The 11,679-nt window shown below is 62.0% G+C and carries 8 protein-coding genes and 1 pseudogene; 2 read left to right on the top strand and 7 right to left on the bottom strand.

From position 1 onward, the window contains the following. From VL202_RS05410 to VL202_RS05385, 6 genes and pseudogenes are all read right to left on the bottom strand, one after another. Positions 1–1,323 (bottom strand): annotated as a pseudogene (locus VL202_RS05410) (ABC transporter substrate-binding protein); the annotation flags it as partial. A gap of 304 nt (positions 1,324–1,627) precedes the next feature. Next, the gene (locus VL202_RS05405) at positions 1,628–2,410 is read right to left on the bottom strand and encodes a carnitinyl-CoA dehydratase (RefSeq protein ID WP_325463129.1); all 783 of its coding nucleotides are present in this window, start codon (positions 2,408–2,410) and stop codon (positions 1,628–1,630) included. 5 nt (positions 2,411–2,415) lie between these two features. Next, the gene (locus VL202_RS05400) at positions 2,416–4,470 is read right to left on the bottom strand and encodes an acetate--CoA ligase family protein (protein ID WP_325463128.1); all 2,055 of its coding nucleotides are present in this window, start codon (positions 4,468–4,470) and stop codon (positions 2,416–2,418) included. Positions 4,471–4,669: 199 nt separating this feature from the next. Then, on the bottom strand, positions 4,670–5,830 hold the full coding sequence (locus VL202_RS05395) for an acyl-CoA dehydrogenase family protein (RefSeq protein WP_325463127.1): 1,161 nt from the start codon (positions 5,828–5,830) through the stop codon (positions 4,670–4,672). A 189-nt stretch (positions 5,831–6,019) separates the two neighbouring features. Further along, positions 6,020–7,510, bottom strand: coding sequence for a carnitine 3-dehydrogenase (locus VL202_RS05390; RefSeq protein ID WP_325463126.1), 1,491 nt, complete (start codon positions 7,508–7,510; stop codon positions 6,020–6,022). Positions 7,511–7,780: 270 nt separating this feature from the next. Beyond that, a complete protein-coding gene (locus tag VL202_RS05385; protein WP_325463125.1) occupies positions 7,781–8,683 on the bottom strand; it encodes a 3-keto-5-aminohexanoate cleavage protein in 903 nt (300 codons plus the stop codon). A gap of 111 nt (positions 8,684–8,794) precedes the next feature. On the opposite strand from VL202_RS05385, the gene VL202_RS05380 reads away from it, so the two are divergent. Beyond that, on the top strand, positions 8,795–9,766 hold the full coding sequence (locus VL202_RS05380) for a GlxA family transcriptional regulator (RefSeq protein WP_325463124.1): 972 nt from the start codon (positions 8,795–8,797) through the stop codon (positions 9,764–9,766). Between the two features lie 84 nt (positions 9,767–9,850). On the opposite strand, the gene VL202_RS05375 is transcribed toward VL202_RS05380, so the two are convergent. After that, positions 9,851–11,050 (bottom strand): LysR family transcriptional regulator, encoded by a 1,200-nt coding sequence (locus tag VL202_RS05375; protein WP_325463123.1) that lies wholly within the window; start codon positions 11,048–11,050, stop codon positions 9,851–9,853. A 136-nt stretch (positions 11,051–11,186) separates the two neighbouring features. On the opposite strand from VL202_RS05375, the gene VL202_RS05370 reads away from it, so the two are divergent. After that, on the top strand, positions 11,187–11,679 hold a 493-nt coding region (locus tag VL202_RS05370), incomplete at its 3' end, for an aromatic amino acid lyase (RefSeq protein ID WP_325463122.1).

The following is an 11,679-nucleotide window of genomic DNA, read 5'->3' as shown; positions in this document are numbered from 1 at the left end:
CAGATACGCCGTCGAGTACATCTGGTCCTGGGTCGGGCGACCGCCCCAGTAGGATGTCGAGAACGGCTGGACGTTCCAGACGTTCGACCAGTAGCCGTCACCCGGTTCGCGCTTCACTTCGATCTCGATACCGGCCTTCTTGGCGCTTTCCTGGTAGAGCACCGCCGCATCGACACCGCCGGGGAAGGCGACGTCTGACGTGCGCAGCAGGACCGGGCCGCTATGGCCGGATTTCTTGTAGTGGAAGGCGGCCTTGTCCGGATCATAGGCGCGCTGCTCGATGCCTTCGGGGAAGAGGGCATAGGTCGAGTTGATCGGGAAGTCGTTGCCGACCTTGCCGTAGCCGCCCAGGATGGTCTGGACCATGTTTTCGCGGTCCATCGAGTATTTCAACGCCATGCGCAGGTCGTTGTTGTCGAACGGCGCCGTGTTGCAGTGCATGATGAAGACATAATGGCCTCGGCCCGAGGTCGAGAGGATTTCGACGGTCGGCGCGCGCTTCAGGAGAGAGACCGTCTTCGGATCGACGCGGTTGATGTAGTGAACCTGGCCGGACGACAGGGCGGCGATGCGAGCCGTGGCGTCGTTCATGTTGATGATTTCAACACTGTCGACGTAACCGCGGTTCGGGTTCCAGTCGTTCGGGTTCTTTTCGAAGGTGGCGCGGACGCCGGCTTCGAAGCTGGTCAGCTTGTAGGGGCCGGTGCCGATGGCGGCATTCGGGTTGTCCTAGCCACCGCCCGGCTGGATGATCAGGTGGTAATCGGTGAGCAGCAGCGGCAGGTCGGCATTGCCTTCGGTGAGGGTCAGGACGAGATCGCCGCCCTTGTCCTCGATCGTCTTGATCGACTTCATCACGCCGAGTGCCCCGGATTCCGACTTCTCGTCGGTGTGGCGCTGCAGGGTCTTGACGACGTCGTCGATGGTCAGTTCCTTGCCGTCATGGAACTGCACGCCCTTGCGGATCTTGAAGGTCCAGACGGCGGCATCCGGCGAAGGCTCCCAGCTTTCGGCCAGAGCCGGAACGGCCGCGCCTGTCAACGGATCGGATTCGACCAGCATGTCGCCCCAGTTGCGGCCGACGACGAAGAGTACCTGCGACAGAGCTTTCGCCGGATCGAGCGCGTCGGTGGCGGAGCCGCCTTCGAGACCGAGCTTCAGGTGGCCGCCCTTCTTCGGTTCCTGCGCCGAGGCGCTGGTCGCAAACAGCGTGCTGGCGCTCGACAGCGCCACGCCGGCGGCAAGCGTGCGGCCCATGAATTCACGGCGGTTCATCTTGCCCAGCATGACCTGAGTGGCGAGGTAGGTCTTGTAATCGCTCATTCCCCTGTTCCCTTATGTTTGATGGCTTTTCGCCGTTTTCGTTATTGTTCTCGATCGTCGCCGATCGGATTGCTGCTAGAATGCATGCCCGAGGGCCGGTAGGCCAGTAACATTTGCGGATTGTTTCGCCGCATATCTGCCTTTCACGAAAGAGATGCCCATGCTCTGTGGATATCCCTGTTAAATTTGATGGTATCGGTCAAACGATGCCCTGTATTCATATAAAAATTCAGCATTTTTCATAAGTCAGGCTTATGATAACTTGCCGCAGTCAACCAATAATGCCGACCTGCGGTCTCGCGGTTTATTTTCCCTTCCACACCGGGTCGCGTTTTTCCGAAAATGCTCGCGCACCTTCCAACTGGTCCTCACTCGAATAGAGGATATCGACCGTCTTGAACTGGCGCTTGGTGATCTTGTTCATCGTCGTCTGGAAGTCCTCGCCTTCGGCAGCGCGCACCACTTCCTTGATCGCGGCATAGACGAGGGGCGGGCCGCTTTCGAGCAGGCGGGCAAGCGCCCAGGCCCGTTCCATCAGTTTTTCGGCGGGCAGGATTTCGTTGACGAAACCCCAGCGATGGGCCTCCGTCGCATCCAGCCAGCGGCCGGTGAACAGCATATCCATGGCGATGTGATAGGGGATGCGCTTGGGCAGCTTGATCGAGGCGGCGTCGGCCACTGTGCCCGAACGGATTTCCGGTAGCGCGAAGGTGGCATGCTCGGCCGCGAGGATCATGTCGGTCGAAAGGGCGATTTCCAGCCCGCCGCCACAGCAGATGCCGTTGATGGCAGCAATGATCGGCTTGTTGAGATCGCGCAGTTCCTGCATGCCGCCGAAGCCGCCGATGCCGTAGTCTCCGTCGACAGCGTCGCCGCCGGCCGCAGCCTTCAGGTCCCATCCCGGACAGAAGAATTTCTCACCGGCGCCGGTAATGATCGCCACCCGCAAGGTGTCGTCGTCGCGAAAGTCCGCAAAGATCTTGCCCATGATCCGGCTGGTCACCAGATCGATCGCATTGGCCTTCGGCCGATCAATGGTGACTTCGAGAATGGCGCCTTCGCGGCGGGTTCTGACAGGTCCGGTCATCGGCGTCATTTCCTTCGACGGATCAGGGCATCGGCCGCAACGGTTCCAGACCCTTGCGGCAACACCATGATAGGATTGATATCCAGTTCTTCGAGCTTTGAAGCGTTTGCAGCGACATAGGATGCCACAGCAGCGACAGCCGCGCCGAGCGCCGCGACATCGCCTTTCGGGCCGCCTCGATAACCGTCCAGCAGCTTCCTGATTTTCAGGCCATCGATCGCGGCACTGATGGATTCCGGCGTGGTCGGCAGGGTGAGGATGGCGGAATCCTCCAGCAATTCCACCAGGATCCCGCCGGCGCCGATCGTCAGGACGAGGCCTGCAACGGGATCGCGCAATGCACCGACGATGATTTCGGCGACCGGTTTGGCGATCATCTTTTCCACCAGGAAACCGCAGACGACGCTCTTCATCGCGTCCGCCGCATCCAGAACGGCCTGCCGGTCCGGCAGGTTGAGCTTGACGGCGCCGGCTTCGGTCTTGTGCGCGACGCCGAGACCTTTCAGGACAACCGGGAAACCGAGCCCCTCGGCGGCATCCGCCGCTTCCTTGGCCGTCAGCGCTGCCTTGCCCATGGGCACGACGAGACCGAATTTGGCAAGCTCCGCTTTCGCCTCGCTCTCGCTGATGGTCACGATATCGCCGCTGTCCGGTCTTGCCGAGAGCAAAGGCTGCGGCGCAGGCCTTGCCCAGACGGCGGCGATGCCGGCCGAAATTTCTGCGGCGGCCAAGGCTTCGTCGATCCCGGAGAAGGCGACGACGCCCGATGCCATCAGCGACAGGGCGGTTTCTTCCGGCATGTTTTCGCCCAGGCTGGCAACGATGCCGGCGACGGCACCGGTGGCCTTGGCGGCGGCGATGACCGCATCGCAGGTGGTGTTCCAGTCGGCGGCGTCGCAGCGATCCTGACGCGGGAAATCGAGGACGATGAGGTTCAGCGCATAGTCGCCCTTCATCATTTCTGTGAAAGCGATGGTCTGTTTTTCGAGGTTGCCCCAGACGAAGGTGTGGTAGTCGAGCGGATTGGCGATCGTGACCATGTCGCCCAGCGTTTCGCGCAAGGGTTGGCGCTGGCTTTCCTTCAGCGCGCGGAATACGGTCTTCCGCTTGACGCCGGCATCCGCCATCAGCGACGCCTCGCCGCCGGAGCAACTCATCGACGACACGTCGAAGCTTTTCAGCGGCGGATGCAGATGCAGCAGTTTCAGCGTTTCCAGAAGTTCCGGCAGGGTTTCGACACGGCCGATACCGAGGCGTTCGAGCACGGCGCCGGAGACGGCGTCATTCCCGGAGAGCGACGCGGTGTGCGAGACGGTGGCAAGCTGGGCTGCCTCGGACTTGCCGACCTTCAGCGTGACGACCGGCTTCTTCAGTTCACGGGCACGGGTCGCCAGCCGCTGCAGGGCTTCGATGCTGTCGAAGCCTTCGATGTGGAGCCCGACGGCGGTAACGCGCGGATCTTCGAGGGCTGCGATGGCCAGTTCGGAAAGCCCGGTCTGCGCCTGGTTGCCGGCGGTCATGATATAGGCGAGCGGCAGGCCGCGCATCTGCATGGAAATGTTGCAGGCGATGTTGGAGGATTGCGTCAGTACCGCCACGCCCCGATCCACGCGCAGCATGCCGTGCTGGTCGGGCCAGAGCAGGGCGCCATCCAGCGCATTGATGAAGCCGTAGCAATTCGGGCCGACGATCGGCATGTCGCCGGCAGCCGCCACCAGCGCGTCCTGCAGGTCGCTGCCATCGGCAAGCTCGCTGACGGCCTCGCGGAAACCGGAGGCATAGCAGATCGCACCGCCGGCGCCACGGGCTGAAAGCTCGCGAATGATGTCGATGGTCAGCTGACGATTGACGCCAACGAAGGATGCATCGGGAGCGGCTGGAAGATCGGCGACCGACCGGTAGCATTTGTGGCCGAGCACCTCGTCAAGCTTCGGATGGACGGGCCAGATGGCGCCGGAATACCCCATCTTGCCACACTGCTCGATCACCCGGCGCGCTTCCTTGCCGCCGAAGACGGCGATGGATTTGGGCCGGATCAGGCCGTCGAGGGAGCGGGTCATGGTTGTGCTCCTGACGAGAAAACTCCTCCCCAACCCCTCCCCACAAGGGGGAGGGACTTGGATGCCGCACCTTCCGCGAACAGTCCAGAAGTGCGGCGTTCGCAGAAAGTATTAAGATGCAGGATGTTCCCGCGAGTTAAGTCTCTCCCCCTTGTGGGGAGGGGTTGGGGAGGGGACTTTATCTCGACAACCATCATCCTCACGCTCCCAGCGGCCGAAGCAGGTCGCGGCTGATGATGTGGCGCTGGATTTCCGAGGTGCCGTCCCATATGCGTTCGACGCGGGCATCACGCCAGAAGCGGGCGAGCGGGAGGTCGTCCATCAGGCCCATGCCGCCGTAGATCTGGATCGCCTCGTCGGTGACGCGGGACAGCATTTCCGACGCATAGAGCTTGGCGGAGGCAATCTCGCGGTTGGCGGGAAGTTTCTGGTCGAGCCGCCAGGCGGCGGCCAACGTCAGGTAATCCGCGGCGTCGATCTCCGTGATCATGTCGGCGAGCTTGAAGGAGACGCCCTGGTTGGCGCCGATCGGCTTGCCGAACTGTTTTCGTTCGGCTGCGTAAGGCAGGGCATAGTCGAACACCCGGCGGGCGCGGCCGACGCAGGTGGCGGCAACTGTGATGCGGGTGGCGTAGAGCCAGTCATTGGCGATGTCGAAACCCTTGTGGACTTCGCCGAGAATGGCGGAGGAGGGAAGGCGGCAATCATCGAAACTCAGGATGCAATTCTTGTAGCCACGATGTGACACGCTGTCATAACCGTTGCGGATCTCGAAGCCCGGCGTGCCGCGATCGACGAGGAAGCAGGTGATCTTTTTCTTCGGGCCGCGCGGTGTCTGTTCCTCACCGGTGGCGATGAAGACGATGACGAAATCGGCGATATTGGCATGGCTGATGAAGTGCTTGGTGCCGTTGACGATCCAGTCGTCGCCATCGGGTTTTGCAAAGCACTTCATGCCGCGCACGTCGGAGCCGGCATCCGGCTCGGTCATGGCCAGCGCGTCGAATTTCTCGCCCTTGACGGCCGGGATCAGGTATTTTTCGCGCTGCTCGTCGTTGCAGGCCATCAGGATGCCGGAGGGGCGGCCGAAGAAGACGGTGAGGCCCATCGAGCCGCGGCCGAGTTCGCGTTCGACCAGCGTGAACGTCTGGTGATCGAGACCTGCGCCGCCGACTTCCTCGGGCATGTTGCAGGCAAAGAAACCCAGATCCTTGCACTTCTGCGCAATCTCCTGGCCGAGTTCCTTCGGCACGATGCCGGTCCGCTCGACCTCGTTTTCATGCGGATAGATTTCGGCCTCGACGAAGCCGCGCACGGTATCGACGATCATCTGCTGTTCTTCGGTCAGTGCGAAATCCATGGTCCGTTCCCTCGTGTTCGGCGAGATGCGCCTTGCGGCGCCACCCCCTCTGTCCCTCTCCGGACATCTCCCCCTCAAGGGGAGATTGTTCTCTAACTTTGGCCCCAAAAACCGGTGGCCGATCTCCCCCCTTGCGGGGGAGATGTCGGCGTCGTCGACAGAGGGGTATGCGTCCCGCGGACTCAATTGTTACCGCTTCTGCCCCACGCTGCGTCCAACACCGTCCGGCCTTGCCAGTCCCGCATGCGCTTCCGCGATCGCCTCCACCTTCGCGATCACCTCCGGCAGCGCCGGCACGGCCTTGCCGGCCTTGGAGTTTACATGCAGCAGCATCTGCTCGGCGGTTGCGACCGGCGTGTTGGTGGCGGCGTTATAGATCGTCGAGAAGATGTGCAGGCGCTTGTCGTCATGCGAGAGGATCTGGCAGGTCGAGTAGAGCGCGTCGCCGAGCTTGGCTTCGTCGAGATTGCGGATATGCGTTTCGACCGTGTAGTAGCTGTGACCGTTCTTGACATAGTCAAGATCGACGCCGATCAGCCGCAACAGGCCGTCGGACGTGTCGCCGAACACCTGCAGGTAACGATGTTCGGTCATGTGGCCGTTGTAGTCGACCCAGGCGGCGTTGACCTTGGTGTCGAGGATGCGGATCGGCTGAGCCTGGCCGAGATCGGTCTTCGGCTTCTCGGCGCTGGCCCAGAGGCTCTGCTCGAAATCGGCGAGCAGTTTTCCGGCACCCCAGCCCTTGCCACCATCGCCGCTTTTCAGGGCATGCATGATGCCGACGAGGTTTTCGTCGCGGATGCGTTCGAGATCGCGGATACCGCGGGCGCCGGACTGGGCGTCGGACTGGCCGGCGATCTTGTCGACCAGTTCGTCATCAAGGTCGACCACATCCATCAGCTTGGTCCAGGGCCAGGAGAGGCAAGGGCCGAACTGGGCGAGGAAGTGGCGCATGCCGGCTTCGCCACCGGCGATGCGGTAGGTCTCGAACATGCCCATCTGCGCCCAGCGCATGCCGAAGGAATAACGGATGACGTCGTCAAGCGTTTCGGTGTCGCAGATATCGTCCTTGATCAGCCACAGGCCTTCGCGCCAGACGGCTTCAAGAAGACGGTCACCGACAAAGGCCTCGATTTCCTTGTTGATGATGACGCCCTTCATGCCGATCGGCGCCAGCTTGGCCTTGGCCTCCTGCAAAGTGGACTTGGCGGTCTTCTCTCCTCCGACGAGTTCGGCGAGCGGCAGGAGGTAGACCGGGTTGTAGGGATGGGCGACGAACATGCGCTCGGGATGCTTCATGTCGCGCTGCAACTCGGTCGGCATGATGCCGGAGGTGGATGAGCCGATCAGCGCTCTCGGGTCGGCGGCGGCATCGATTTGGGTGATGACGTTACGCTTGAGATCGACACGCTCGGGCACGCTTTCCTGAATCCAGTCAGCGCCTTCAACGGCTTCCTCAATGCTTTTGACGAAGGTGAGCTTGCCCTTCTTCGGCAGTGGCGCCATGGTCAGCATCGCATAGGCGCGCTCTGCATTGGCAAGCACTTCCCCGACGATGCGGGTCGCTTCGGGATGCGGATCGAACATGTTGACGTCGATGCCGGCCAGCAGGAAGCGAGCCGCCCAGGCCCCGCCGATAACGCCACCGCCGATGCAGGCGGCCTTGTTGATTTTGGTCATGGTTGTTCCCATCTCGTCATTTTATCTTTGGCGTCGCATGAGCGGTGATTACCCCCTCACCAACTTCGGCCAAGAGTTCGCTGGCGCTCACCCGGCCTGCGTATCCTCTCCCACAAGGGGAGAGGTAAACTCGCGGTACCGACCTCACCGGATGGAAAGGACGGCGATTGTGGCATCCCTTCCTCTCCCCTTGTGGGAGAGGATAGTTCGTCCCCGAGAGGCGTAGCCGATCGACTGGACGAACTTGGTGAGGGGTATCTTTGCCGTCTATTACCGCTTCCTCAGCTTCAGCTTCTCACGCACCTCGGCCGGCCCGATGATCTTCGCGCCCATGCCTTCGATGACGCCGACTGCCTTTTCGACGAGTTGCGCATTGGTGGCGAGCTGGCCCTTGCCGACATAGAGATTGTCTTCCAGCCCGACGCGGACATTGCCGCCGGCGAGAACGGCTGCTGCCGGATAGGCAAGCGCGTTGCGGCCGATGGAGAAGGCGGAGAAGGTCCAGTTCTTCGGTACATTGTTGACCATCGCCATGAAGGTGTTGAGGTCGTCGGGTGCGCCCCACGGAATGCCCATGCAGAGCTGGATCAGGACGGGATCCTCGATCAGGCCCTCTTCAACGAGCTGCTTGGCGAACCAGAGATGGCCGGTGTCGAAGGCCTCGATTTCCGGGCGGACGCCAAGGTCGGTCATCATCCTGGCCATGGCACGCAGCATCGACGGCGTGTTGGTCATGACGTAGTCGCCGAGCGAAAAGTTCATCGTGCCGCAATCGAGCGTGCAGATTTCCGGCAGGCATTCGGCGACATGGCGGACGCGCTCGGTGGCGCCGGCCATGTCGGTGCCGTTCGGGTTCAGCGGCAACGGGCTTTCGACATTGCCGAAAATCATGTCGCCGCCCATGCCGGCAGTCAGATTGAGGACGACATCGACATCGGCGGAACGGATGAGGTCGGTGACTTGCCTGTAGAGGTCATTGCGGCGGCTCGGCGCGCCGGTTTCCGGATCGCGGACATGGCAGTGGACGATGGCAGCACCCGCCTTAGCGGCATCGATGGCCGATGCGGCGATTTCCTTTGGCGACCTCGGCACGTGCGGCGACTTGCCGGCGGTATCACCGGAGCCGGTGACGGCACAGGTGATGAAAACGTCGCGATTCATGCTCAGTGGCATAAAAGCCTCCCCTTGTTCCTGACGCCCATTACGAGGCAAGACAAAGCCATCTGCTTTCCTTTTCCGGATGGATATTATACATTTTCGGAAGAAGTGGCCGGAGATGGATGAATGCTCGTTGCGCAGGATGAGACCCAGCATATCGACCTGCTGGTCTTGCCGGAGACCAATCTGATCCTCGTCGCGTCGGTCATCGAGCCGCTTCGGGCAGCCAATCGCATTGCCGGAAAGGTGCTTTACGACTGGCAGATTTTCAGCCCGGACGGCAATGCGATCGAGACGAAAAGCGGCATCCCCATTCCGGTTTCAGGGCCATTCCGGCCGCAGAAAGAAACCGCGCCGCTGTTCGTGCTGTCCAGCTACAACTGGCGGGCCTATGCGACCACGCAACTAAAAATGCTCCTGTCGCGCACCGCCCGGCACCGGGAAGTGATGGCCGGGATCGAGGCGGGGTCGTGGTTCCTGGCCGAGACCAGCCTGCTCGACAATTTCTCGGCCACCAATCACTGGGAGGATTTCGAGGATTTTGCCGCTGCCTATCCGCAGATCACCATGGTGCGCGAGCGCTTCGTGATCGACGGCAAGCGCATCACAACCGGCGGGTCGCTGCCGACGCTCGACCTGATGCTGGAACTCATCCGCCGCCAGCACAGCTATTCGCTGGCGCTCGAAGTGTCGCGCCTGTTCATCTACGAGCAGGAGCGCACGCGTGGCGACCTGTTGCAGGTGCCTGTCATCGGCAATATGCGCATCCTCGATGCCCGGGTCGGCGCCGCCGTCAAGCTGATGGAAGAAACAGTCGATGCGCCGCTAACGCTGGCGCGTCTCGCCCGCCGGACCGGGGTCAGCGCCCGCCATCTGCAGGACCTGTTTCAGGAGACGATGGGGGTGGCGCCGCATGCGCATTATCTCGCCCTGCGCCTCAATGCTGCCCGCCGCAAGGTCATCGAGACGCGTGCCGATTTTGCCGATATCGCCGCCGCCACGGGCTTCAATTCCTCCTCGGCCTTCTCCCGGAGTTATCGGGCACACTACCGCGAAAGCCCAAGCGAAACGCGCAGGCGGCTGAAGCTCAAGACTTGATTCAAGACGTTCATGCGTTGATTCAAGGTGAGGCGGATTCGCGAATCGGATCAGGTATTTGCCGCGCGTTGTGGAGAGAAAGAATTACTCGATCTTTGGTTCGGATGCGCTTGCCCGATCACCCGACATCATCACCAGCATCTCTTCCGCGACCTGTCTCGAGAGCGCGTTCTTCTGCCAGGCGAGCGACAGGCTCTGCATATAGCCGGGCCCCAACCGGCGCATCGCCGGCGCGTTGCGAACACGGGCAGCCGAGCTTTCCGGCAACACCGAGAGATAGCCGTGATCCATCACCAGATTGAGGATGACCGGGATGGAATCGACCTCGGTCAGTGTCAGGCGGTTGCGCTCCTGATCGTTGAACGTCGCCTCGATGAAATGGGTCGCCTGCTGTCGCAGTCCGCTCCTGAGACTCGGCACGGCGATGGGGTGGGATTGCAGCAGCCCGCGAATATCGTCGCCATGGCGGGCAAACAGCGAGGCGTGGCCGGCCAAGGCCAGCGGTGTGCGCGAGATCAGCTTGCCCTCGAATTCGTACGGAAAGGTTTCCAGATCGAGCAGCACGACATCGAAGCGGCGGTTCTTCAGCCCGGCGATCAACTCGTCGGCGGTGGTGCTGGAGACGAACAGCGGCTGGCGCGGGCGGGTGCGGTGCCATTCGGCGGTCAGCGCCGCCAGCATGCGGGCGATCTCGCTTTCCGGACCGAGCGGCATGACAGCCCCGAAACGCCAGGTCGCCGCCGCGCGCCTGAATCGATCGCTCGACGCCCGCGACAGTCGCCGCCAGATCTCCAGCAGTTCCTCGGCGATGGGAATGACGGCAAGACCGTGCGGCGTGCAGGTAATGCCCGATGGCGAACGGATCATCAGGTCGTAGCCGAGGTCGCGCTCCAGTTCGCTCATCTGCCGCGTCAATTGTGGCTGGCCGGTGCCGGTGATCCTTGAAGCGCCACGGATGCTGCCGCTGCGCGCCACGGTCACGAAACGTTCGAGCGCGGCAAGGCTGATCGACGGCGTTAGGCCTGGGGTGGCTTCAGGCCCAAGCGAAAGCAGCGATCGCACCGCACGGTTTGCGGCGACAAGATCCGCCATCCGGCTCTGGGCTTCCAAAGTCGGAACCAGGTTTCCGCCCTCGCGACGAACCAGCGGAACGGCAATGGCCGCTTCGAAGCGTTTGAGTGCGGCGCTGACGCTGGAGGCCGGACGACTGGTCGCTTTCGCGGCCCGCCGGATACCCCGTTCGTCAAGGATGGCGTGGACGAGGGCAAGCGTGGCGATATCCATGATTTCCTTCGTCCCGGGCTGATGCGCGGCTGTTCCGGTATCGGCATCTCACGTTTCGGTATTGGGATATATCACAAGCGGGGAGATTGCGCATAGCATGTCGGCCAACAAGGTGAGTCAAGGCATGCATGCATCGGTGAAAACCATTTTTCTGACAGGCAACCCGCTGGATTTTTCCGCGCTGGAAAAGATCGGCTCGGGCCATGTCGTTCCGGTCGTCTCCGATCATTCCTATGCGCGCGTCGATGCAGCTCATACCGTCATTGCCGACCGCATTGCCATGGGCCTTCCGGTCTATGGCGCCAATACCGGCGTCGGCTCGATGAAGGACCGGCTCTGGACGGTCGATGACCTCGCCGAGTTCAATACGGCGCTGGTCAAGGCCCATCATTTCGGCACCGGTCCGCTGTTTTCAAAGGCCATAGTGCGCAAAGCGATCGCCATCCGCATCAATACCGCCCTTGGCGGCCATACGGGTTGCAGCGTCGATCTGGTCAAGGCCTTTCTTGCTCTTCTGGAGCGCGGCGTCGTGCCGGCGGTGCATCGCCATGGTTCGATCGGTTGCGCCGATATCGGCCTGATGGGGCAGGTGGCCTCGGTGCTGACCGGCACCGGCCAGGCCTTCTTCG

It is taken from the genome of Pararhizobium sp. (assembly GCF_035497515.1).
Lineage (GTDB): Bacteria > Pseudomonadota > Alphaproteobacteria > Rhizobiales > Rhizobiaceae > Pararhizobium.
Note: the sequence above shows the minus strand (reverse complement) of the source record. Positions and strands in the feature narration are given on the sequence as shown.

Coding starts and splice junctions, on each gene's coding strand:
- VL202_RS05385 (WP_325463125.1), bottom strand. CDS start 8,683: ATGCCACTGAGCATGAATCGCGACGTTTTCATCACCTGTGCCGTCACC.
- VL202_RS05405 (WP_325463129.1), bottom strand. CDS start 2,410: ATGACCGGACCTGTCAGAACCCGCCGCGAAGGCGCCATTCTCGAAGTC.
- VL202_RS05400 (WP_325463128.1), bottom strand. CDS start 4,470: ATGACCCGCTCCCTCGACGGCCTGATCCGGCCCAAATCCATCGCCGTC.
- VL202_RS05375 (WP_325463123.1), bottom strand. CDS start 11,050: ATGGATATCGCCACGCTTGCCCTCGTCCACGCCATCCTTGACGAACGG.
- VL202_RS05390 (WP_325463126.1), bottom strand. CDS start 7,510: ATGACCAAAATCAACAAGGCCGCCTGCATCGGCGGTGGCGTTATCGGC.
- VL202_RS05395 (WP_325463127.1), bottom strand. CDS start 5,830: ATGGATTTCGCACTGACCGAAGAACAGCAGATGATCGTCGATACCGTG.
- VL202_RS05380 (WP_325463124.1), top strand. CDS start 8,795: ATGCTCGTTGCGCAGGATGAGACCCAGCATATCGACCTGCTGGTCTTG.